We start from the raw sequence: 23,718 nt of genomic DNA, 5'->3' as shown, positions 1-23,718 counted from the left end.
CCCTCATGCGGAGATGCGATGAAGATCCTGCACACGGCTGACTGGCATGTCGGCAAGGTGTTGAAAGGCCGCCCTCGCATGGACGAGCACCGTGCGGTGCTCGGGGAACTTGTGGAGAGGGTGTGGCACGAGGACGTCGACATGGTCATCGTCGCCGGTGACCTGTTCGACACCTCCTCCCCCACTCCCGAGGCGCAGTCGCTGGTCATGAGGACGCTGCTCGACCTGCACGAACAGGGCGAGCGGGACGTGGTGGTACTGGCGGGCAACCATGACAACGCCCACCTGTTCGATGCTTATCGGCCGGTGCTGGGGGCGTTGGGCATTCACGTGGTCGGGACGTTTCGCCGCCCCGATCAGGGGGGAGCGCTGGAGATTCAGGCGAGGTCGGGGGAGGATGTGCGCCTCGCGGTGCTTCCCTTTCTTTCCCAGCGTTATGTCGTGCGGGCCGCCGAGGCCCTCGGCGGCACCGCGGCCGAGCACAACCGGCTCTACGCCGACAGGTTCGCGCAGCTCACAGCCGCTTTGACGAAGGGGTTCGCGGGGGGCACGGTCAACCTGGTGACCTCGCACGGCACGATGCCGGGGGGCGCCTTCGGCGGAGGTGAGCGGGAGGCACAGTCCATTTTCTCGTACTACTTCGAGCCGACCGCCTTTCCCGTCTCCACGCAATACGCCGCGCTCGGGCATCTGCACCGCAGGCAGCAGATTCCCGGCCCATGCCCGATCTGGTACAGCGGGTCGCCGATCGCCGTGGACTTCGGCGAGGAGAACAACACGCCGGGCGCGCTGCTGATCGACGTCGAGCCGGACCGGCCGGCGCGGGTGACCGAGGTCATGCTGGCTCGTGCCGTACAGCTCAAGACCGTGCACGGCACGCTTGAGGAGTTGTCCGCGCTGCCCGACGACGGGGCATGGCTGCGTGTGATCGTCGAGGAGAAGCCACGCGCCGGACTCGCGGAGCTTGTCCGGGAGATCCTGCCGAACGCGCTGGACGTGCGGGTGGACGAGCGGTTCCGCCCGGTTTCGGCCACCCGTGCCAAAGGCACCACCCCTGGGGCCGCCCGCAGTCCCCGTGAGCTGTTCCGCGACTACCTGTCGGCGACCGGCAAGGACGACGACAGGGTGACGTCGCTGTTCGACCGCCTCTACGACGAGGAGACGAACTGATGCGCCCGCTACGGCTCCACCTGTCGAATTTTTGCAGCTTCCGCGAACCCACCACCGTCGACTTCGCCGGTGTCGATTACTTCGCCCTTGTCGGGCCGACCGGCGCCGGCAAGAGCACCGTCATCGATGCGATCTGCTTTGCGTTGTACGGCAGTGTGCCGCGATGGGAACGTGAGAACTACGTGGCCCCCGCACTCCCCCCGTCGGCCTCCGGCGGAGAGGTGGCGCTGGTCTTCGAGGCGGGCGGGCGGCGCTACGGCGTGGTTCGGGTGCTGCAACGGAACAAACGCGGCACGGTGGGCACGCGCGAGGCGCGCATCGAGGAGCTCAGCGCCAAGGTGCCGGAGAGCGCCGAGCTCGGCGACCTGCTGAGCGCGTCGGTGCGGCCCCTGGGGCAGGGGGACGAGGTCACCGGGGCGGTCGAGCGCATCACGGGCCTGCCGTACAAGTTCTTCAAACAGTGCGTCGTGCTGCCGCAAGGAAGGTTCGCCGACTTCCTGCACGCCTCCAAGAGTGCACGGCAGGACCTGCTGGTGCAGCTCCTCGGCGCGGAGATCTACGGCCGCATCGGCACGCGGGCCGGGCAGGAGGAGCGTGCCGCGCGGCAGCGCGCGGGTTTCGTACGCGAGGAGCTTGGCAAGATCCGAGGAGCCGACGAGGATACCGAGCGTGCGGCGGTGGCACGCCTGTCGGCACTGCAGGAGCTCGGCGTGCGGGTGGGACGCGACGTGGCGGCGCTGCGCTCGCGCGACGAGGAGCTGCGGCGGCTGCGCGACGAACGGAACGCGGCGGACGAACGCCTTGCGACCCTCACCGCCCTCGCCATGCCCGCCGATGTGCCGACATTGGCTGACTCCATGAGGTCTGCACGTCAGGCTGCGGCCGAGAAGGAACAGGAGATCTCGGACCTCGAGCTCGCCGAGCGGGCCGCCGAGGAAAAACTGTCGGAGCTGCCCGACAGAATCAGCCTGGTGCAGAACCTGGAGCTGCTCCACAAGCAGGAGCACGCCGCCGCCGATCTCGCGTCCGCGCAGGCCAAGGCCGCCGCGACGGCCGACGAGGTCGCCGTGCTCGCCTCCCGCCTCAACGAAGCCGAGGCCGAGGTCGCAGCCGCCGACGCCGAGCGCGAGCGGGTGCGCGACACCCACGCCGCGGTCGAGATCGCGCGGCGGCTTCGCGTCGGTGAGCCGTGCCCGACCTGCCTGCACACCGTCGGCGAGTTGCCCCACCACCCGCCGCCCACCGGGCTCCACACCGCCGACCGGGCCCTCGCCGGCGCCCGCGACAGACGTGCCCAGGCCGACAAGGCCCACCGCGCGGTGCAGTTCGAGTCGCTCAAGCTCCAGCAGCAGGTCACCACCCTCACAGAAAACCTCACGACCCTCCCGGCGCCCGCCATCACCGACAAGACACGGCTCCACCGGATGATCGAGGAGGCCACCGCCGCCGAGGAGCACGCCAAGCGGGCCCGCGGCGCCACCCGCACCTCCCGCGCCGCCCACGCCGCCGCCCTCAAACGGGTCGACGAGCTCACCGCCCTCGCCGAGCGGGCCTGGCACACTTTGTCGGCCGCCCGCGACTCCGTGGTCGCCGCCGGGGTGCCCACCCTTCCCGCAGGTGACCTCGCCGACGCCTGGACCACCCTGCTGACCTGGCGAGACGGCGCGGCAGCCGCACAACGCGAGGTCCTGGCCGCGCTCACCGGCCGGCTCACCGAGGCTACGCGTGCCCTTTCCTCGGAGCGTTCCGCGCTCGTCGAGACGATCCGCGGCCACGACGTCGCCGTCCCCGACGGCGCCGACGCCACCACGCTCCATGAGGCCGCCGTCATGGCGACCGCCGTCGCCGCCGGTGAGCTTGAGCGGATCCGGCGCGACCGCGATCGGGCCGCCGGTCTTGCCGCCGAGGCCGCCGCGCTCGACGAGCAGGCCCAGGTCGCCCACGAGCTGGCGCAGATGCTGCGTGCCAACAACTTCGAGACGTGGCTCTGCTCCGAGGCGCTCGATGTGCTGCTGACCTCGGCCTCGGCCACTCTGCGCGACCTGTCCGACGGCCAGTTCGAGCTCGCGCTCAACGACAAACACGACATCGAGGTGATCGACCACCGTGAGGCGGGGCTGGCGCGCAGCGTGCGCACCCTGTCCGGCGGCGAGACCTTCCAGGCCGCCCTGGCTCTGGCCCTCGCCCTGTCCGACCAGGTCGCCGGCATGGCTGCGGCGTCCGCGCGCAGCCTCGACTCGATCTTCCTCGACGAGGGGTTCGGCACGCTCGACCCCGCCACCCTCGACACCGTCGCCATCACCCTCGAGCGCCTCGCCGCCGGCCGCGACCGCATGGTCGGGCTCGTCACCCACGTGCCCGCCCTCGCCGAGCGGGTGCCGGTGCGGTTCGAGATCAGCAAGGACGAGAGCGGCTCGAAACTGCGTGTGCTGACCGCATAAGGATGGAAAACCGATGACTGTCACCAGCCTCCCCACCACCGGGCTTTCCATCGACCCCTGGGACCCCGGCTACGGCGCAGCCGTCTCGGCCGAAGCCCTCAGCGAGATCGACGCCAGATCCTCCGCCGAGCTCGACCTCGACCGCGAGTCGCCCGCCGAGCAGTGGCGGCCCCTGTCCCCCGCGGACGGGGCCGCCGCCCCCGAAGTGCTGCTTGTCGCCGACGGCGTGCGCCGCATCGACGCCCGCGTCTGGGTGCACGACCACGAAGCCGCCATGTCGGCGCCCGGCATCGCCGCGTCCTACGCCGCCGGGGTCGTGCGCTGCACCCCTGGCGGCCCGGCCACCCTGGCCGCCGCCGACGTCCGCCGCGCCGTCTTCAGCCCCTCTCCCGCCACGCCCACCGTGCACACCCCCCACGGCTCCTACCCCGCCCGCGTCACCGCCGACGCCACCATGGAGCAGCTCTCCCTCGCGCTCCAGCAGCAGCTCACCGAGCTCGAAATCGCCCTCGCCACCGCCTGCCGCGCCGACCACGACGGTCAGGACCTCCTCCTCGTCGACGGCCCCCTGCGCGGCCGCAGCCACCTCCCGCGCACGATCGGCTACATCAAGACCCACCACACCGCCTATCTCCCCCCGCCCCAGGCCGCCGTCGTCACCGCCCTGCGTCCCGGTCAGCGCACCCCCGTCTTCCTCATGGGCACGAGCTGGCGCCGCCACGCGTGGTATCTCCGCCTGCCCGGCACCCACACCACCCACTGGTCCGGCATCGCCCGCTGCGAAGCCGGCGCCGATCTCACCATCACCGAGGTCACCGCCCTGGCCGACGCCACCGCCCTTGTGCTCCCCACCCTCGCGGGCGTCGACTACAAAGACCCGCGCGCACCCCAGAACCTCGTTCCGATCGGCGGCCTCGAAAAACACCTCCGCCACCGCCTCGGCGACCCCCGCCTCCTCTACCGCGCCCTCCGCAGCGCGGCCACCTGAGGTCGTCTCTATCAAATGGGGATAATTTCCCGCGGCGAGTGATAAACACGTGACCCGCTAATGCACCGCCGCGCGGGAAGCTTCTTTTGGCTAATATACGGGTGAATCGCGACCGTGCGACCATGGGCGGGGGTGGCGCGGCGTGGTCCGCCGGCGCAGCAGGGCAAGCCGTTGGGTGTTGCTGTTTTTCGCCGTCGCGGGCGCGGCGCTTCTCGTGTGGGTGGCCACGGCCGTCCTCGGCGGCGGAACCGACGCCGGCAACGAGGTCGCCGGAATCGCCTCGGCGGTCTTCGCCTCGGTGGCATTGTTCCTGCAGGTGCAAAACTCACTTTCGCCGCCGCGTCCGAATGTGACCGAAACACAGTCCCAGCTGGATTCCGCGGCGCGTGTTCTGGCTTTACGGGTGCAGGGGGTCAGCCGGCAGGAAGAAAGGCACTGGCGCATCGGTGATCCTTACCCTCTGCGCGTCAGCTGGCACGCCGCGGCCGGGGACGTGATCGATCGCTGGGAGAACATCCGCGCCGGCGACGGCAGTCCTCTGCCCTGGCCGCGGACTTTCCCGACATCAGCCGCGTCTACCGGAGCGTTCCGACGGGCCGCCTGGTCATCATGGGCCGGGCCGGGGCGGGGAAGAGCGTGCTCGCCCACCGGCTGATCCTGGAGTCCCTCAACGCCCAGGCCGATCCGCCTCGGGTGCCCGTGCCGTTCAGCCTCGGCACGTGGGATCCCCATCGCACCGATCTCCACAGCTGGCTGGCGGACCGGCTCATCGGCGACTATGCCTTCCTCGACGAGGAGACCGCCGAGGGGACCACGCTCGCCAGACTCCTGCTGGAGGCCGGCCGGATCCTTCCGGTTCTGGATGGCTTCGAGGGAATCCGGCAACAACACCGTGAGGCGGCGATCAGTGAGATCAGCCGTTTTGACGGCCCGCTGATCCTCACCACCCGGCCCGCGGAATTCATCACCGCGGTCCACGCCGGGAGAACGCTCAGCAAAGCCGCTGTCATCGAACTCGAAGACCTCACTTTCGACCGGGTCCAAAGCTACTTACAGGCCGTTACGAGCAAGGCCCGCGCCGCCCAATGGGAATCGACCTTCGCATATATGCGGGCCAATCCCGGCGACCCCGCCTGCCGGAACCTCGCGGCGGTTCTGGCCACACCGCTGCTCGTCATGCTCGCCCGCACCGTTTACCACGACACTCCGCACAACAATCCCACGGACCTGATCGACGGCGACCGATTCCCCACCCAGGCCGCCCTCGAAGAACACCTTTTCGGCGCCTACCTCGCCACCCTCTACGATCCACGCCGCAAAACCGGAACCGGCCCCTGGACGGAGCAGCAAGCGCGGCGCTGGCTCGGCCATCTCGCCGACCACCTCACCCGCCTCAACACACAAGACCTCACATGGTGGCATCTCGGCGCCACCCTCCCCCGGCTCACCCGCATCCTCGTCACGGGCCTCGTGGGACTGCCTCTGGGGGCCATCGCAGGGGTGCTGGGCTATGTCATCGCCGATTACCTGTCCGGGACGACCATTGACCGCGGGCAACTCGGCCAGGGATTGCTGGAAATGGGCACCGGCCTTGTCGCGGGCCTGGTGTCCGGACTCGTCAACGAAATGCGGACCGCACGCGGACGCGCCCCGGAACGACTTCGCCTGCGCACAACCCGATGGCCCGGCTCCATACCGGCGCGAGCCCTGCACGGACTCGGCACCGAACTCGCCGTCGGCCTATCCGTGGGAATCCTGTTCTCGGTCGCCTCGTGGCTCGTGTACGGCTTCGCCTTCGACTTCTCACATCCCTCGGCCGCACTCTTCGTGCAGGCGTTCGTGCCGTCACTGACCACACTGCTCGGCGGCACCGGTGTGCCCGTCTACCTCGCGGCCGGCCTGCTCCTAGGCCTTCTGGTGGGAATCTCGTATGCGCTCGTGAACCTCATAGTCTGTCTCTTCAGCGGGCCCACCGACCAGAGCTCCGCCGTCAGCACCTGGGAACTCCTGCACACGGACCGCGCGGTCACACTCTTCCGGGCCGGCATGGTCGGGTTCGTGGTGTGGCTGGTGAACTTGATCCTGGTGGGAAGCCAATACGGAGAACTCCTGGGCGGCGCGTTCATCCGGCAAGGTGTCCTGTACGGCACCTTGTATGGATCGTTCGCGGCGTTGACACGGTTGTTCCTCTCGGCATGGGGCGGCTGGCTCATCTTCGCCCGTCTGTGGCTCCCGCTCACCGGCCGTCTGCCTTGGCGACCGAGGCGATTCCTCGACGACGCCTACGAACGCGGCGTACTCCGCCAGACAGGCGCGGTCTACCAGTTCCGCCACGCCAGCTTCCGCGACCACCTCGTAGGCCACCACCGCGCCGGACGCCCCCCGAAGGACCTCTAGGCCGCGACGGACATGCGCACGCGCAATGCCCGGTCGACTCAACTCAGCCCTCGGAGCTCAACAGCATTCATATCCGAGGATATTCTCCACTATCACTATTCTGACCTAGTGCAGATAAGTGAAGCGACGTCGTGGCGTCGACGACAGTCGATTCCACAGACTGCGGTCTCAAGACATGCGTTAACGACAGTCGCATTCGACCTGAGCCGGGGGTTACATTAAAACGTAGCGCGCCCGACCACAACAGGCGGGCACTGCGAAACGCCACCAAGGCAACCTGCCAAAGAAAGGCCTGCGACACACGCAGCAAGCCAAAAATACCGAAATTGTCGCAACTCGCCAATCATCGGGACTCGCCCTCCTCATGACACACCCGCATCCTCAACCCTCCCCCGCCCCGCAACCATCCCCTGCAAAACCACACGAAAGCCCCAAGCCACCAAAAAAGCCTACAAATCCACAGTCCCCACCCCTACCTCCCGTCGCCCCTGGGTACCAAGGAGTCAACTTCGAGTACTCAGGCATCGACCCCGAACAAATGGACGCCCTCGAACGCGAACTCACCCGCGCCGGCGACACCATAGGCCGTAACGAGCCCCGAATACGCCGCCTCCTCCAGCAACTCGACCTCGACACCTCCGCCTTGAACACCCTGCGCGAAACCCAAGGCTGGATCACCACCACCCGCCCCAACCTCCGCCGCCGCAGCGAAACCATCCGAAGCCAGCACACAGAATGGAGCACCACCCCCACCGGCCCAACCGGCCTGAGCGACTTCGACGAGGCGGTGTACGGCAAAGCCTCCCAAAACCCCGACGTCTACTCGGCGCTGGTCAAACTTGCCGACGCCCAGAAAACCCACAAGCTCGACCCGAAAACCGCAGCCGAGCTGGAAAAACGCACCGGAGACAAGACCTTCACCGCCGCCCTGCTCAACGCCATGGGCGGAGCCCAGTTCCGCACCCTCATGGTGTTCGCCATGCAGGGCCCGCGAAACGCGGACAAGACCCGCCTGCGCGACGCCCTCGCCAAAACCCTCGCCACCGCCAGCCCCCACCTCGGCGAACCCTGGCGCAAGGACCTCACCACCTTCAACGGCTTCACCCCCAAACAACGCGCAAACGCCCAGAGCATCGCCCAGGCACTCCTCACCGGCGGCCCCTTCGACACCGCCTTCCTCACATCGGTCGCCACAAAACTCAACGACTGGGACCGCAAACAACCCCGCGGCTCGACCATAGGCCTCATCCCCCAGATGGACGTGCCCCACATCGACCCAATGGTGACCGTCATGAAGGCACTCAGCCGCGATCCGGAGGCCGCTCAAGACTTTTTCGCCAAGGATCAGACAGCTCTCAAACACTTCCTGATCGAGCGGCCTATGGGCGACCAGGGCAAGGCTCTTGGCGTGGTGTTGGAGCTCGCCACACTTAAGTTCCGTGACCACGACGGCACGCCGCAGGCCCCTTCCAGAGGCTTCATCTCGGCCAAGCTCGCCTCGGAGCTTGTGCATCTTGAAGGCGCCAGAATAAGAACGGGCGAGCCGCCATCCTCACATCTGCAAACGGACACCCTCGGCAAGATTCTCGCCGGCTATATCAGCGATCTGAACTGGTCGGCGTCGGCACTTGATGTGCCCGATAAACCGCAGGTCATCAGCGCGGACGATCCGACCGGCCCTCAAGTGGATCCATGGGGAGCACAGTTCGCCAAGTTCAACCTCGAACTGATCCTCAAGGAAGTCGCCGTCGAACCTAAAGCTTTCGGCACTGTCATACTCGCACAACGGGAGTATTCCAATTGGCTTCTGAATAATGGGGCTATGAAATACACCAAGGACAAAAATCTCGAATCGCTTCTTACCAATGCCAACATGGCCGGAGCGGGCTTCGGATTGATTACGAACGCGGCCGGCGTCGCACGCATCGAGGACGCCAAAAACCTCGACGAGACGCGAAAGCGGAACATCAAGCTTATTATGGCGGCAATCAATACAGGTTTTGCCGTGACCGCGACGGCGCCGGCCTGGATGGTCACAGGGCAGGTCATCTCAGCCTGGTCGGGTATGGCCGAGGAACTCGTCGGCCAGGAGGAAGAGAATAAAGCGCGCATAGAGGAGAACGCGAAGGTCGATCACAATAGGGTCATGTTCCGCGACCTCACAGCATCCGCGCTGCTTCGCCACGGCATGCTGGGCTCCGCGGATCCTCCTACCGCTCCTCATCCGTGGGCTTCCCTAGAGGGCCTGAAGAAGGAAGACGAGCCTCGCCAGAACCCCAACAACTTCATCAAGGATGACGGCAAGACGCTCATGACCAGGGAGGAGATGCACGACAAGGCAGCCTCCAACAGCACAGATTCCTCACGACGAGAGTGGGCATACCGCAGGTGGCTGCTCAGAGGACTGTCGGGCCCTCTATGGCGAAGCGTGGACCGCGAAATGCAGCTAGGATTCTCCGAATCATTTCCCAAGCTTGGCCCATCATGAAGAAGACGATCCAAACCACATTCTTGACCTGTGCACTCCTAATGCTGGTCGCCTGCCAAGGCGACGATGGCAGCACCTTCACAGCCGTCGATCGATCTCCTCTCCCCACAGAAGCCGCACCGCCTTACATTTGCGAGCATATTCCACAGAGAGCAGTGGAACTCTTGATCGGGCAATCCGATCCATTGACCAGCGGTGGCTTCGGGCCAAAGACAGCTGAGAGCGTGGGAGTAGGATCCTGCTCGGCCTATAGACGGGAAGGGGATAGGCAAAAGGTTCTACAGGTTGTCCTCACGGCCAACGCGTCCCCCGACCGAGTTAAAGACGGCCTCGCCTCCGGAGGCACACCACTACCGGAGATGCTTCCCAATTCCACGGGTTTTTACCGTAAAACCGAAGAGTCACTGGGTTATGCAATGCTAGTGCGTGGCGAGAAAATGCTGGCCATCGCACAGCTGGCACCTGTCCAGGGTCGTGACGGCGTTGCCGACGTGCTGGCGCTAATGAAACTGATCGCACCAAGGATGTTGTCTGCCTCGTCGTCTCCCGTGTCCGAGGGGAGTTGATTATGGCCGGGCTGGTGCCTAATCCCCTCTATCAAGCCCTGGGGGACGCGCTGAGGGCGGTTGAGCCGTTGGCGGAGGAGTTGTGGAATGACTTTGACAGGCCGTGCCGTACCTTCCAGTCCGGCAAGGTGTGGACTGGGCCGGCGGCTAAGCGGTTTGAGGTGGAGTTTGTCGCTCATCGGGCGAGGGTGCGGGCGTCTAGTGACAGGGTTGTGGCTGAGCTCAGGCGGGTGCTGGCGAGGACTCCTGCGCGGGTGAGCGAAGAGGAGGCCAGGGCGATCGCCACGCGATACGGGTTGCGTTGATCGATGGGGTCATGCGGTGAGGCGGTGGGCCAGGTCGGTGAGGTGGATGCCTTTGAGGTGGGGGGTCAGGACGCCGGCCAGGGGGTTTAGGTGGGAGCGCCAGGTTTCGGGGATGGTTTCCAGGCCGTGGGTGGCCCCGCAGAGGGCGCCGACCATGGCGGGCATGCTGTCGGACTGGCGGGAGATCAGGGCCGCGGCCATGACGGCGGTGGGGAGGTCGCCTTGGGCCAGGTGGGTGAGGGCGAAGGCGACGGGGAGGGTTTCTGGGGCGATGCCGCCGTGGCTGTAGGTGGCGGGGCTGAGGGTGGTGATGAGGGCGGGGACGGCTTCGAAGGGGGAGGTGGCGGTGGTGCGGATGTGGGCGGCGCGGGCCAGGTTGCGGGCCAGCCAGCTGCCTGAGGGGACGGTCGCGGTGGCGGCGGCCAGGGCTTCGGGGAGGGGGGTGCCGGCGACCAGGCGGGCGATGGCGTCGGCCATGGCTTGGGCGGCCCAGATGCCGTCCTCGGCATGGGTGATCTGGGCGTAGTGGCCGGCTACCTCGGCGGCTCGGGCGGGGGCGCCGGCGTAGTGGATGCCGATGCTGACGGCGGCGGGGACGGCGCTGTCGGTGTAGTGGGCGGGGTTGTCGGTGCCGGTCGCGGGGGGTTCCAGGCCGTGGGCGGCGTTGAGGGTGGCGGAGCGTTCGGCGATGCCGGTCCACACGTCGGGGGCGTCGATCATGTGCTCACGCCAGCGGGCGAACAGGGCGCCCGGGCTGTGGTCGGGTGATCGGAGGAGGATCAGGGCGGCGACGGCGGCGGTTTCTGCGTCGTCGGTGGGGCTGAGGGGGATGTCGTCTCCGGCGCCCAGGGTGAAGGGGAGCAGGGGGCGGGAGACGCGCTGTTCGTCGAGGTCGGCGGTGAGGCGCCAGCCGGTGGCGCGGGCCCAGCCGGAGCGGGCTCGGCGGTGGAACTGCGCCGGCAGTCCGACGGCGTCGCCGAGGGCGAGGCCGAGCAGCGCCCCGGCCGCGTAGGGCTGTCGGTCAGTGCGCATCGGTTTGCACCCCTCTTTCGCTGCTTGTGCTGGATGCGGCTCTGGCCTGGGATGCGGTTCTGGTTCCGGATGCGGCTCTGGCCTGGGATGCGGCTCTGGTTCCGGAGGCACCTCCGTCCATGGGGGCAGCCTCTCCGTCCGAGGTCACACCTCTGTCCGAGGAGGCAGGCCCTCCGTCCGGCATCGCGCCCCTCTCCGAAGACACCGCTCTTCCCCTCGACGCCGCGTACAACGCGTCCGCCAGCTCGACAAGGTCCGTGCCCGCCGTGCTCGCGATGCAGCGCCCCGTGACCTGCCTGACCTGGTGCCGCCACTTCTCCGGGATCGCCGCGGCACCGTGCAGGGCACCCGCCATGGCGCCCGTCATGGCGGCAATGGTGTCGGAGTCCCGCCCGATGTTGACCCCGCCAAGCACAACCTCCTCAAACTCCCCCTTGTACGCCGCGAACAGCCCAAAGGCGAGCGCGACGGCTTCGGGAGCGACGTCGGCCCACGGGTAATGGAAAAGCGGGATCTTCGCATAAAGCGCGTCTTCCGCCTCCGCTGGAGTGCGGGCGCCGGCGACCAGGTCGAGAGCGCGGTTGACCAGGCGGTAGGACCACCCGTCCGATGGGAGGGCGGCGACGCCGGCCGCGAGGACCTGCTTGTAGGCGGAAGGGCCGGAAGCGGTCATGGCCACGGCGACCGCGGCGGCCACGGCCTGGGCGCAGTGGACGCCGTCGCGGGCGTGGCTGATGGAGGCGTCGACGGCGGCGAGGCGGGCGGCTTCGACGGGGTCGCCGGGGCACAGCATGCCGGCGGGGGCGACGCGCATGGCGGCGCCGTCGCTCCACATCTCGTAGCTGTCGGCGCCGCTCACGGGAGGCCGGAGGCCGGCGCGGAGGTTGGCGATGGCCACCATTTCGCTGAATCCGGCGCCGTAGAAGCCGCCCTGCTGGGCGGCGACGGTCTCAAGCCAGAGTTCGGCGACGTCGTCGGCGGTGATGGCGGTGCCGTAGCGGAGCAGGCCCTGGGCGCAGAGCACCGCGTATTCGGTGTCGTCGGTGCCGGCGGCGTCGTCGCTGAGGAAGCCGGTGACTCGGCCGAAGCTCGCGCGGATCGCCGCCTGGGTCATGCCTTCTGTGGGCGCGCCGAGGGCGTCTCCGGCCGCCAGCCCGAGGAGTGCGCCCCGGCACCGGTCTCGTGTCGTCACTCGGTCTCCAGAGTTGCATCGTTTTGCACGATGCTACGGCAGCCTCGCGACCCGGCACACCACCCGGTCCCGGTGCCCGGCGAGGTGGGCTTCGCCGTACCTCTCTTCTGCTCTGCTACTGTGAGCTGGTAAAACTCCCTCTGGTCAGATCTCAGGCGACGAGCCTCCACTCGTACGGCGAAGCCGGAGCGGCCCGGCGAGCGGCGCCGGCCTCGGAGACGTGATTGTTACCACCCCCCTTCTTGACCTGGGCTGGAAGTCCATCCCAAGCTGAGAGTCCCAATAGCATGCAAAACGATTTGCACCCGACCCCGTTGGAGCGACCTTGACGCACGTGGATCGACGTCCCGACATCGCCGCCGTGGCCGCCGCGGCGGGTGTCAGCGTGACCACGGTGTCGCACGTGCTGAGTGGCCGCAGGCCGGTCAGCGACGCGACGCGGGCGAAGGTCGAGGCGGTGATCGAGCGGCTCGGCTATCGGCCCAATCCGTCGGCGCGCAGCCTGCGCACGGACCGCAGCGAGTCGGTGGCGCTGATCGTGCCCGACATCACCAACCCGTTCTATCCGGCGGTGGCCGCGGGGTTGCAGGATGTGCTGCTCGGCCAGGGCTACCTGCTGTCGGTGAACGACGCGGCGCTGCCGAGCCGCGCGTTGCGCGAGGTCGTGCGGCATGTGCTGGCGCGGCGGGTGGACGGGATCGTGCTCGCGTCGTATGGCGCGACCGACGACGACATCGCCGAGATCGCGCGTTCGGGCACCAAGCTTGTCCGGCTGGGCGGGCGTTTCCGGGCGGAGTTCGGTGACGTGGTCCGGGCCGACGACGTCGGCGGGATGCACGATGTGGTGAGCCACCTGATCGAGCGGGGTTATGCGCGGATCGCGTTCGTCAACGGGGAGCGTGACGCGCACCCGAGCCGGATCCGGCTGGAGGGCTATGAGCGCGCGATGCGCGAGGCCGGCCGGGAGATCGATCCGGAGCTGATCGTTTCGACCACGTTCACCCGGGCGGGCGGGGTGGAGGGCGCGACCACGCTGCTGGAGCGCTCCACATCCCGGCCCGACGCGATCGTGTGCGGCAACGATCTGATCGCCGTCGGCGTGCTCGACGTCACGAGGAGGCTGGGCTTGTCGGTGCCGGGCGATCTGGCGATCACCGGTTACGACGACATCGAGGCCGCCTCCCTCGTCACCCCCGCACTGACCACCGTGCACAACCCGGCCAGGGAGATCGGCCGCACCTGTGCCCGCATGCTGCTTGACCGTCTGGCCGGCGACTACGACGACGTGGCCCGTGAGGTGGTCCTCGCCCACCGGCTGATCGTCCGCGAGTCGTCTTAAGCACCACCAGCACCACCGCACCGAAGGAGAACCCCTTGTCCCCCAACCTCGCCCGCCGCGACCTGCTGAAACTGGGTGGCGGCGCACTGGCCGCGAGCTGGGTGCTCGCCGCGTGCGGCTCGTCGGACTCCTCGTCCGGGTCCTCCTCCGGCGGCGCCGCCGACCCCAAGAACGTGACGTACTGGGCGGCGTTCGCGACGCCGGAAGGCCAGAAATACTTCCAGCAGCACTTCGTCGACGCGTTCAACAAGAGCCAGAAGAACGTCAGCGTCAAGATGGACGTCAAGCAGCTCATGACGCTCGGGCAGCTCACCAACACCGCGGTCGCGGCGGGCAAGGGCGCCGACGTGGTTTACGCCGACGGCCCTTCGGCGGCGTTGTCGTTCGCCAAGAGCAGCAAGACGGTGGCGCTCGACGAGTACGCGACGAAGTACAAGTGGCAGGACAAGCTTCTCCCCTGGGCTTACGACGTCAGCAAGGTGGACGGGAAGCTCTATTCGGTGCCGGTCGGATACGGCTCGCTCGTGCTCTACTACAACCCGGAGACCTTCACCAAGAACGGGTGGAAGGTGCCGACGACGCTCGCCGAGTTCGAGAAGGTGTGCGCGGAGGCCAAGAGCAAGGGCATGATCCCGGTCGGGGCGGGCAACAGCGGCTACAAGGCGCAGACGGAGTGGTATCTCACCTGTGTCCTCAACGCGGCTGTCGGCCCGAAGGCGCTGCACGAGGCGCTGACCGGTGCCCGCAAGTGGGACGACAAGGTCTTCGTGGACGCGATCACGCTGGTCAAGTCGTGGATCGACAAGGGCTGGTGGGGCGGCAGCGCCGACCGTTACTTCACCAACACCGACACCGACATGTTCACCGGTCTCGCCAACGGCAAGGTCGCGATGTACATGTCCGGCACGTGGAGCTTCGACTCGGCCGACACGTTCTTCACCGATGGTAAGAAGTGGGACTGGGCACCGCTGCCGTCCCTCAGCGACGCGGTGCCGGCGGGCGTCTACCCGCTGGCCATCGGCACGACGCTGTCGGTCAACGCCAAGTCGGAGGCCCCGGCCGCCGCCGCGGAGTTCATCGACTACATGATCGCCGACCCGTCGCGGATGCTGGGCATGCTCGCCGCCACCGGCACGAACCCCGCCCCGCTCAAGATCGACCCGAGTGCATACCCCGCCGAGGTCGACGAGCGTGTGGCGCGGCTCTACAAGGCCATCCCCGAAACCAAGAACCTCGGCTACGCGAGCTGGAGCTTCGTGCCGCCGAAGACCGACACCTACCTCTACACCGAGTTCGACAAGGTCGTCACCGGGGGCATGTCGCCGGCGGACTTCTGCGCCGGCCTGCAGAAGGCGTTCGCCGAGGAGCTGGCCTCGGGCTCGGTGCCCAAGCCGTTCACCCCCGAAGCCTGATCTCTCGCTTATGATCAAGACTTCTGCGCGGCCTCCCGCGCGCCGGCGCCGCCGCGTCGCGCGCGGGAAGCTGACGGCCTGGTTGTTCATCGCCCCGCTGCTGATCGTCAACGTGCTGGTGATCGCCGGGCCGGGTCTGATGTCGGTCTACTACTCGTTCACCGACTGGGACGGGCTCGACCAGGCCGATTTCGTGTGGTTCTCGAACTACACCGACCTCATCGGCGATCCCGACTTCCGCCGCGCCCTGCTGCACAACCTGCTGTGGACGGTGTTCTTCCTGGTCGTACCGATGTCGATGGGTCTTCTTGGCGCGTTCCTGCTCTCGCGGATCCGGCGGGGGCAACTGCTGTTCCGGGTGCTCTTCTTCATTCCGTACGTCATAGCCACCGTGGTCTCGGCCACCGTGTGGCGGCAGATCCTCAGCCCCACCAGCGGCATCGGCCCGGCTCTGTCCAACCTGGGCATTCCACTGCTCGACGACGTCAACTTCCTGGGCGACGGGGACATCGCGCTCGGGGCGGTCGCGTTCATCAACAACTGGCAGTGGTGGGGCTTCCTGGTCGTGATCTTCCTGGCGGCCATGCAGGGCATCGAGCCCTCGCTCTACGAGGCCGCCCGCATGGACGGAGCCGGCGCGTGGCGTGAGTTCTGGAACATCACACTGCCGTCGATCCGCCCGACCTTCATGTTCCTGTCGCTGATGACGGTCATCTGGTCGTTCCTGGTGTTCGACTATGTCTACATCCTCACCCAGGGTGGCCCCGCCGGCTCGACGGACGTGCTCAGCACCGTCATGTACCGCGCGGCCTTCAGTGAGCAGCAGGCCGGCTACGCCTCGGCCATCGGCGTGATGCTGGCCCTGATCAGCGCCGGAACCGTCTGCGGATACCTTTACCTTCGCCGCCGCCTGCGGTGGGACATATGAGGTGCACTCCATGACCGCCGTACCCGCACTCGACCGCGGCCGCCCCCGGTCCCACGCCAAACGCCGAGGCTCCCGCCGTACGGCGAAGCATCCGGTCGCCTATCTGATCCTGTCGATCCTGGCGCTCTATGCGATCGGGCCGATGGTCGTGTTTGTGCTGGCCTCGCTCAAGACGCCGAGCGAGATCAGCGAGAGCCCGCTCGGGTTGCCCGGGGAGTTCCGGTGGGACAACTTCGCCACCGCGTGGGTCGAGGCCAACATGGGCGCGGGGCTCATGAACAGCGTCGTCATCGCGGTGTCCACGGCGGTCGGGGTGTGCGTCATCGCGGGATGCGCGGCCTATGCGCTAACTCGGCTGGACCTGCCGAAGCCCGGGGTGTTCATCCTGTATCTGCTGGTCGCCAGTTCGTTGCCGATCCAGCTGTTCCTTGTGCCGTTGTTGTCGCTGTGGACGAAAATCGGGCTTTATGACAGCCGGTTCGGGTTGATCGTCATCTATTGGGCGATCTACAGTCCGTTCGCCACGCTGTTGATCAGGTCCTTCCTCATCGCCGTGCCCAAGGAATATGAGGCCGCCGCCCGCATTGACGGCGCGGGCGAGATCAGGGTCTTCACCCGGATCGTGTTCCCCCTCGTCTGGCCCGGCATCCTGACCGCGGGCCTCGTCGCGGGCCTTCAGGCGTACAACGAGTTCCTCCTGGCCGTGACCTTCATCCAGGACAGCGAGAACCTGCCTGCCTCCATCTCGCTTTACTCCTTCCAGCAGGGCTTCTCCCCGAACTGGGCCCTCGTCAGCGCCGCCGGCCTGATCATGGTCCTCCCGGTCCTGGCCCTGTTCATCGCCCTCCAACGCCGCTTCGTCGAGGGCTACACCTCCTCGGGAATGTCGGGGTAGATCGCTAAAAACGGGTGCCGATCGGGTACAGGGTGCCGCCGGTGGCGGTGATCTTGTTGTGGATGGCCTGGTTTTGGGTGAGGGCGGTGTTGACGGCTTCCAGGTCTTCCGGGGGTGAGGTGCGGAGGAGGGAGAGGAGGAAGGCTTCGGGTTCGGCGGGGAGGGCCAGGTTGGGGGTTTTTATGTGGGTGGTGTTGACGGGGTAGAAGAGGATGACGCCGCTTTGGCCGAGGTCGTCGGTGGTGAAGTCGGCGAGGATGTCGGCGGTCAGGTCGGCGGCCACGCTCCCGGGGATGAATACGTTAAGCCACGGGTGCGGATGGTGCCATTCTCCGGTGTCGCGGAGAAATGCCGCACCAGAGGCCATGCGGTGGAGAAACTCCCCATAAGCAAGGTCTTCGAATTCCTCACCGGGGGCGCCGGGAAGATGGTGAAGGCCGTCAAGGAGAGCGGCGTCGTCGGGGCGGCGGCCGGACGCGTGATAGGCGACGGCTTCCAATAAGTAGCCCCATCCCTCAAGCGTGGGGATGACCTGACCCTGGACGAAGTCGAAGGGGCCTTCGGCGATCAGGCGGCGCTGGTCGGCGGCCAGGGTGTGCAGGTCGGGGTAAACGAGTTTGCACCGGCGGGCGAAAGCGGGCGCGGGGATAAGGCGCACGGTGGCGGAGACGATGATGCCGTGGTCACCGTGGCCCGCGCGCACGGCGTCGAACAGCTCGCGGTTCGACTCGGGGCCGCACCTTGTGACCGTGCCCCCCGGGGTGGCCACGTCGAGCGAGAGCACATGGTCGGTCTGGGCGCCGTGGCGATGGCTCGTGCCGCCGAGGCCGCCCGCGGACAGGGTGCCGCCGACGGTGATTTCGAGGTAGTCGGTGAGGACCGGCGGGGTCAGGCCCAGCGGGAGGGTGGCGGCGAGCACGTGGCTCCAGAGCGCGCCGGCGTCGACGGTGACCCGGTCGCCGGCCACGGCGTGGACGCGGCGCAGCGCGGTCATATCGATCACGAGGCCGCCCTGCACCTGGGCGCCGCCGTGGGTGGCGTGTCCGGCGCCACGCGCCCGGGCGGGGATCCCGGCGCGGGCGGCGAAGCGGAGGGCGTGGGCGACGTCGGCGGCCGAGCCGGGCCGCAGGACGGCGGCGGGGATGCGGTGCACGATGTGACCGAAGTCGTCCGCGGCGGCGGCGAGGGATTCTGGATCGATGAGGAGTTCGCCGGGCAGTCCGGAGAGCCCTACGAAACCGGAGTCGGGGGGTTCGTCGGCGATTCCGGCGGTGTGTGCGGAGCCGGTGCTCTCCATGGACATCTGTTGCCTCGTTGTGGGTGTCGTAGACTCCGGCAGCCCTGCGGACCACCACGTTGGTAACGGAACTTTAGATCTTGACCCGCCTCTTTGGAAAGGTCCACTGATCACCTCTTCCTGGCAGATTTTCAGGGTGACGCTCAGGAATGTCCGTAGGTCTAGGTGATTTTGCGGAGCGCCTTCTCGGGCCCTCCGCAGCGGGTGAAATTCCCACGAAGATGAAGGCGTAGGCCAGGATTTCAGCGCCAATTGTGACAGTCCTCCCACACTGCGAAACACGTACGGCGGAAGCCCTCCGCTTGGCACGTGCCAAGCCGGCGTGTGCCGGTCACTCCGACCGGAGAACGGTGCCCCAAAATCGACGCCCACCTGGCCATTTGGACAACGCGCACGGGCGAGGAAACAGGCGCCTCACATGGAGCTTCGGGTGATCGTGGACAACACTGAGCACGCGGTCAAAATGATGGATCCCGATCGAGCGAAGCGTGAACCTGATCCGCTCGTCCGGCGACTGTGCCGGACGAGGAGGCAGGGTGAGCAATGAACTGATGATCATCCGCTGCCGGCTCGGTGAACGCGAGGCGTTCGCCGAGCTGGTGCGCACCTGGCACGACCCGGTGTGGACCTACGTGCGGCGCATGTTGTCGGCCGCCGAGGCCGACGACGTGGCTCAGGAGGTGTGGCTCGCGGTCTTCCGCGGGTTGCCCCGGCTCAAGGAGCCCGCACGATTCGCCCCGTGGTTGTTCACGATCGCGCGGCGGGCGGTGAGCAACCGGCTGCGGGTGGAATATGCCAGGCCCGAGGTGCCGATAGCGGCCGACCCCGTCGTGGGGGACGCCGTCGACGTCCTGCTCGACCGCGCCGAGATGATCGTGAACCTGTCGGCGTTGCCGGTCATCGAACGGGAGATCCTGGTGCTCTTCTACCTGGAGGATCTCTCCCTGGAGGACTGCGCCCAGATCTGTGCGATCCCCGTCGGCACCGTCAAATCCCGTCTGTCTCGCGCACGTCGCATGCTGCACGACCGTCTGGTGAGGAAAGGGAGCGTGGAATGAACCCCGAGGAGATGTACGGCAGGCTCTCCGGTCACCTGTCGTTGCGCAGCCGGATCGGCGCGGTGGCGGCACTGGTCCTGGGGCTGGGCGGAGCGGTGTTCCTGGGAGCCCTTTGGGCGACCGAGCCCAGCCTCCGCGCCCACACCCACGTGGCGTTCGGGATGTTGGAAATCACCTGCCTGGCATGGGCAGGTTTCGGCACGTGGCGGATCGCCCGCAGGACGCCCCTCTACGCGCTGGACGGGGTGATCGCCGGGGGGCTGGCACTCGCCTCGAACATCCTGCTGATGTCGGGCGTGATCGTGCTCGCGATCACGCGGCCCGGCTGGGTGACGGTCGCCGCGGCGGCCTTCGCGGCGCTCATGGTAGCGACCTCGGCGGTGTTGCTGGCCCGAGCCCGTGCCCGGCGAGCGGTATTGCTGCGCCGCAGGCACGAGCTCGAGAACGGCGAATAGCGACCCGCCCAAGCCGGGCAGGTCTTTATGGGTGGGTCAGGAGTCGGTCTGGGGGGAGGGTTTCACCTGGAGGTCGGCCAGCAGGTCGCGGGTCGCCACTGTCACGGCCTCGACGGCTCTGTCGAACGCCTCGGTATTCCGCGCCGAGGGGGCACGGAAGCCCGAGATCTTACGGACGTATTGCAGAGCGGCAGCCTTCATGTCCTCATCGGTCACGTCACTGGCGAACGGCTCCCGCAGTGTCTTGATACTCCGGCACATGCCACGACACTACGCCACCGGGCTGACAGCCCACTCCCGGCCCCCAAGCCGCCCACCGCCTGACCTACCCGGCCGTGCGGGGCTTCGCCGTACTCCCTCACAGCCCCCTGACATGTCCTCGGACGAGGGCACGTTAGGGGGATGCGAAAGTGTGGAGCGGCATACACCCCTATTAGTGAAGCATCTCCGGTAGGAGGCCCGCCGGAAGCCCCTTACGACCACTGACATTTAGTTTCCGATAGACCCTCGTCAAATGCTGCTCGACGGTGCTCAGCGTGATGTAGAGCCGCTGTCCGATCTCACGATTGGTGTGCCCCAGCGCCGCCAGCGTCGCCACCCGCCGCTCGGCGTTGCTCAGCACCTGTTCGCCCGTGGCAGGGGACTCCGTGTCGACCGGCCCCTCGGCGCCGTTCAACCGGGTGACCTGCATAGGGACGATGTGCGCGTGGCACGCCTTGGCCTCCTGCTCGGCGCGGGCCGCGGTCATCCTGGCCCGGCCGAATTCCCCGAGCTTGTGATAGACCTGGCTGAGATCCGAGAGCGTGCGGGTGAGCTCCAGCCGGTCGCCCGCGCTCTGCAAGAGGTCGATCGCCTCACGCAGCAGCGGCGGACGCTGTCGCAGATCGGTGCCGGCGGCGAGCACCCGCAGCGAGATGCCCTTGACCCGCGGCCCGAGATCGCCGGGCCGCTCCAGCTGCTCGGTCACGAGGTCCCGCGCGCTCTCGCGCATGCCGAGGCGCAGCTGGGCCTGCGCCAGGTCGCTGCGCCACGGCACGAACGACGGCCGGTCCACATCCCACTCGACCATCAGCCTGCTGCACGCCTGGAAGTCCTCGAGCGCCGCCAGCACCCGATCGGTCGCCAGGTGATAGTGGCCGCGCGCGCGCAGATAGCGCACCCCCGTCACCGTCTGGGTCATGATCTCCGGCACGACCTGGCGCACGAGTTCGGCCGCGACGGCGTGCCTGCCCATGGCGGTGTTGGCGGCGATGAGCGTGGCGAGCGGACCGCCGACGAGCACACCCCAGCTCTCCGGATGCATGAGGTCGAGCGCCTCCCGGGCACGGGCGTCGGCCTTGGCGAGATCCCCCTGCCGCAGCGCGACCTCGGCGCGGACGCTGAGCAGCACCGCCTGCCACGTCACCGCCCCCCGGCGCGAGGCCTCCTCGGCCAGCGGCTCGCAGTGGCCGGCCGCGATGTCCGGCCGGTCGCTGTGGACCAGCGCCAGCAGCGCGGCCACCGCCACATCGAGGCTCGAATCCGCGAGGGTGCAGCTCGCCAGCAGGTGGCTCGCCCTGGCCACGGTGTCCTCTCGCACTCCCCTGTGCACGATGGCGGCGAGCGAGGTAGCGGCTCGCGTCCAGGGGTTCATCGACGCTCCAAGCGGCTCCCGTGCGCTGGAGACCCGTGTCTGGCCGGATCCCCCGCGTCTGCGACCGTAGATCGTCTGAAGCACCAAGCGAAGCTCGGCGGCGATCTGGACCTCCTCCGCCTCTTCGAGCAAGGCCACCGCCCGCGTCGCCGTACTCACATCGCCCTGCCACAAAATGTGGCGCACCACCATCGCCGCCTTGGCCCCGCTCAGCTCGCCGTTGAGCAGCTTGCCGCGCAACGGTTCCAGGCGCCGCGCCGCGGCGGCGGGGTTCAACCTCCATTCCAGTTTGGCGAGCGCCACGGTGATCTCCAGGTGCTCCCGTTCGTCCCCGCACGAGCCCAGGGCCAGGGCGAGGCAGCGGATCGCCGTCTCCACGTCGTCGTCGACCAGCGCGTGGTCGGCCGCGGACCGCAGCACCGAGACCGCCCAGGGCCCGGCGATCTCGTCGGCGGCGATGAGCAGCCGCGCGACGTCCAGCGCCGGGCAGCCGATCTGGTGCAACAATCCGGCGGCGTCGAGCTGGAGCCGGGCGCGGATGTAGAGCGGCGTGTAGTCGAGTACGGCAGCAGCCACATCAGGGTGGCGAAACCTGAGATCGGCGACCAGTCCGGACTCCTCCAGCCCCTGCACCACCCTGGCGCGCACCTCCGACTCCACCCCGAGGAGGCGTTCGAGCAGCGCTGGGGTGGCACGTTCACCGAGTACGGCGAGGCCGCGGGCGACGTGGACCGCCGCCGGCTCGCCCCGGTGCAATACGGCGAACGCCGCCTTGGCGTAGCAGTCACTGACGAGCGGCTCGTCCGAGACGTCGCCCATGGCCGGCTGGTCGTCGAGCAACCCGTTGACCATCAGCGGGTTGCCGCCGGTCAGCCGCGCCACCGCCGCCGCCAGGCCCGGCGGCGCCACGCCGAAACGCTCGCTGATCAGCTGTGTGATCCCGGCCTCGCCGAGCATGCGCAGGCCGATCTCGTGCCGGTGGTGGCGGCTGATCTCGGCGTGCACCGAAGTCCCCTGCGCCCGCTGCCCCACCCGCTCGGTCAGCACCGTCATGACCCTGGCCGAGCGGATGCGCCGCACAAGGTAGAGCAGCACGTGGATGGACGGGCTGTCGGCGAGGTGCACGTCGTCCACCGCGACGACCACGGCGCGCTCACGTGCGACGTCGAGCAGCATCACGCACAACGCATGAGCGATCTTGGCGTGCGCGTGGCTGATGCGGGTCTCCTCCGGCTCCCCCGCAGTGTCGGCGCGTGCCATGAGATCCAGGATCTCGGTGACGGCGGCGGCCGGCAGCCGCTCGTCGTTGAGCAGTTGATTGATCACGCCGAGTGGCAGCGTGCTTTCCGCCTCCGAGCCCGTGGCGACCAGCATGATCCCTTGCGCGTCGCGCACATGTTGCCCGAACACGTGCACGAGCTCCGTCTTGCCCGAGGCGATTCCTCCTCGGATGACGACCATCTGGCCACTTCCCAGACTTGTCATCGCAAAGATCCGGGCGAGTTCCGTTAATTCTCCAGTCCGTTCGACCAGTGCCACTGCAGTCCCCCAGTGATCACGATGAACTGAATAGTTCCGCACGTCAAACTTTTGGTTTCGCCGCACAATTGCTTCACGTGCTGGAATCACCAGCCATCGATTTGCCTTCACGCCCTCCGCCGGGCTATGCGGGCTAGGACTCCCCCCCGAGCCCGCGTCCCCCCAGAGAGTCGGCTCACCTGCGGAGCCCGTGGACGGACCGCCACGAGGCCACAAGATCGCACTTTGGCATGTGTAGGTCGCCCTCGAATCTACCGACACCGAACACCGAATTGCGGAGACAGCGATATATTTACTGGTTCAAACTAACCGCGACCCCTAGGTCTAAGCAAGCAATCCTCCTAAACCCTCAGGAAGGACAACCCGAGCCCACTTCATGTTTCACGTCACGTTTCCACTTGGTTTCGAAGTGTGGACGGCCGCCCCGCCCGCATGGAGATTAGAGGCAGGCTGGAACACCCCTCTATTCGTGTCGCCAATAGGGGTGCTCTTCCGATAGGACTCGCCGGAAGATTTTTCTCGCCGCAAAACCCCAGGTCGCCGCCGCCTCACGACTTTGGGGCCCGGCCCCCACCCTGCGGCC

At 67.6% G+C, this 23,718-nt stretch carries 18 protein-coding genes; 13 read left to right on the top strand and 5 right to left on the bottom strand.

The features are described from left to right. Positions 1–18 precede the first annotated feature (18 nt). From Ssi02_RS14640 to Ssi02_RS14610, 7 genes are all read left to right on the top strand, one after another. The gene (locus Ssi02_RS14640) at positions 19–1,170 is read left to right on the top strand and encodes an exonuclease SbcCD subunit D (RefSeq protein ID WP_204025794.1); all 1,152 of its coding nucleotides are present in this window, start codon (positions 19–21) and stop codon (positions 1,168–1,170) included. Beyond that, positions 1,170–3,611 (top strand): AAA family ATPase, encoded by a 2,442-nt coding sequence (locus tag Ssi02_RS14635; RefSeq protein WP_204025793.1) that lies wholly within the window; start codon positions 1,170–1,172, stop codon positions 3,609–3,611. Before Ssi02_RS14640 ends, Ssi02_RS14635 begins: the two co-directional genes overlap by 1 nt. Before the next feature lie 13 nt (positions 3,612–3,624). Continuing rightward, positions 3,625–4,599: a hypothetical protein gene (locus Ssi02_RS14630; RefSeq protein WP_204025791.1), complete on the top strand. Its 975-nt coding sequence runs from the start codon at positions 3,625–3,627 to the stop codon at positions 4,597–4,599. A 142-nt stretch (positions 4,600–4,741) separates the two neighbouring features. Beyond that, the gene (locus Ssi02_RS14625; protein WP_204025789.1) at positions 4,742–5,254 is read left to right on the top strand and encodes a hypothetical protein; all 513 of its coding nucleotides are present in this window, start codon (positions 4,742–4,744) and stop codon (positions 5,252–5,254) included. Beyond that, positions 5,236–6,996, top strand: a complete 1,761-nt coding sequence (locus Ssi02_RS14620; protein WP_204025787.1) for an NACHT domain-containing protein — start codon at positions 5,236–5,238, stop codon at positions 6,994–6,996. Before Ssi02_RS14625 ends, Ssi02_RS14620 begins: the two co-directional genes overlap by 19 nt. Before the next feature lie 538 nt (positions 6,997–7,534). Beyond that, positions 7,535–9,484 (top strand): hypothetical protein, encoded by a 1,950-nt coding sequence (locus Ssi02_RS14615; protein ID WP_204025785.1) that lies wholly within the window; start codon positions 7,535–7,537, stop codon positions 9,482–9,484. Beyond that, on the top strand, positions 9,481–10,050 hold the full coding sequence (locus Ssi02_RS14610; RefSeq protein ID WP_204025783.1) for a hypothetical protein: 570 nt from the start codon (positions 9,481–9,483) through the stop codon (positions 10,048–10,050). Before Ssi02_RS14615 ends, Ssi02_RS14610 begins: the two co-directional genes overlap by 4 nt. A 314-nt stretch (positions 10,051–10,364) precedes the next feature. On the opposite strand, the gene Ssi02_RS14605 is transcribed toward Ssi02_RS14610, so the two are convergent. Beyond that, the gene (locus tag Ssi02_RS14605; RefSeq protein ID WP_204025782.1) at positions 10,365–11,387 is read right to left on the bottom strand and encodes an ADP-ribosylglycohydrolase family protein; all 1,023 of its coding nucleotides are present in this window, start codon (positions 11,385–11,387) and stop codon (positions 10,365–10,367) included. Further along, entirely contained in the window at positions 11,377–12,579 is a 1,203-nt protein-coding gene (locus tag Ssi02_RS14600) for an ADP-ribosylglycohydrolase family protein (protein WP_204025781.1), read from the bottom strand. The genes Ssi02_RS14605 and Ssi02_RS14600 overlap by 11 nt, the downstream gene beginning before the upstream one ends. 334 nt (positions 12,580–12,913) lie before the next feature. Here Ssi02_RS14600 and Ssi02_RS14595 point away from each other — a divergent pair, with 334 nt between their 5' ends. Genes Ssi02_RS14595 through Ssi02_RS14580 form a run of 4 tightly spaced genes read left to right on the top strand, consistent with a single transcriptional unit; the run spans position 12,914 to position 17,153 of the window. Next, a complete protein-coding gene (locus Ssi02_RS14595) occupies positions 12,914–13,918 on the top strand; it encodes a LacI family DNA-binding transcriptional regulator (protein ID WP_239128925.1) in 1,005 nt (334 codons plus the stop codon). A 35-nt stretch (positions 13,919–13,953) separates the two neighbouring features. Further along, on the top strand, positions 13,954–15,330 hold the full coding sequence (locus Ssi02_RS14590) for an ABC transporter substrate-binding protein (protein ID WP_204025779.1): 1,377 nt from the start codon (positions 13,954–13,956) through the stop codon (positions 15,328–15,330). A 10-nt stretch (positions 15,331–15,340) separates the two neighbouring features. Then, the gene (locus tag Ssi02_RS14585; protein WP_204025778.1) at positions 15,341–16,258 is read left to right on the top strand and encodes a carbohydrate ABC transporter permease; all 918 of its coding nucleotides are present in this window, start codon (positions 15,341–15,343) and stop codon (positions 16,256–16,258) included. Between the two features lie 10 nt (positions 16,259–16,268). Then, on the top strand, positions 16,269–17,153 hold the full coding sequence (locus tag Ssi02_RS14580) for a carbohydrate ABC transporter permease (protein ID WP_204025777.1): 885 nt from the start codon (positions 16,269–16,271) through the stop codon (positions 17,151–17,153). Positions 17,154–17,157: 4 nt separating this feature from the next. Here Ssi02_RS14580 and Ssi02_RS14575 read toward each other — a convergent pair whose 3' ends face one another. Beyond that, entirely contained in the window at positions 17,158–18,456 is a 1,299-nt protein-coding gene (locus Ssi02_RS14575; protein ID WP_204025774.1) for an FAD-binding protein, read from the bottom strand. 530 nt (positions 18,457–18,986) lie between these two features. Here Ssi02_RS14575 and Ssi02_RS14570 point away from each other — a divergent pair. Continuing rightward, positions 18,987–19,508 carry an RNA polymerase sigma factor gene (locus tag Ssi02_RS14570; protein ID WP_204025773.1) on the top strand — a complete coding sequence of 174 codons (522 nt, stop codon included), beginning with the start codon at positions 18,987–18,989 and terminating at the stop codon, positions 19,506–19,508. Further along, positions 19,505–19,963 (top strand): hypothetical protein, encoded by a 459-nt coding sequence (locus tag Ssi02_RS14565; RefSeq protein WP_239128910.1) that lies wholly within the window; start codon positions 19,505–19,507, stop codon positions 19,961–19,963. Before Ssi02_RS14570 ends, Ssi02_RS14565 begins: the two co-directional genes overlap by 4 nt. 36 nt (positions 19,964–19,999) lie before the next feature. On the opposite strand, the gene Ssi02_RS14560 is transcribed toward Ssi02_RS14565, so the two are convergent. Further along, positions 20,000–20,224, bottom strand: a complete 225-nt coding sequence (locus tag Ssi02_RS14560) for a DUF2277 domain-containing protein (protein WP_204025770.1) — start codon at positions 20,222–20,224, stop codon at positions 20,000–20,002. Between the two features lie 172 nt (positions 20,225–20,396). Next, entirely contained in the window at positions 20,397–23,135 is a 2,739-nt protein-coding gene (locus Ssi02_RS14555; protein ID WP_204025768.1) for an AAA family ATPase, read from the bottom strand. Positions 23,136–23,718 lie beyond the last annotated feature (583 nt).

This window comes from Sinosporangium siamense (genome assembly GCF_016863435.1).
GTDB lineage: Bacteria > Actinomycetota > Actinomycetes > Streptosporangiales > Streptosporangiaceae > Sinosporangium > Sinosporangium siamense.
This window is presented reverse-complemented; position numbering and strand designations above follow the sequence as displayed.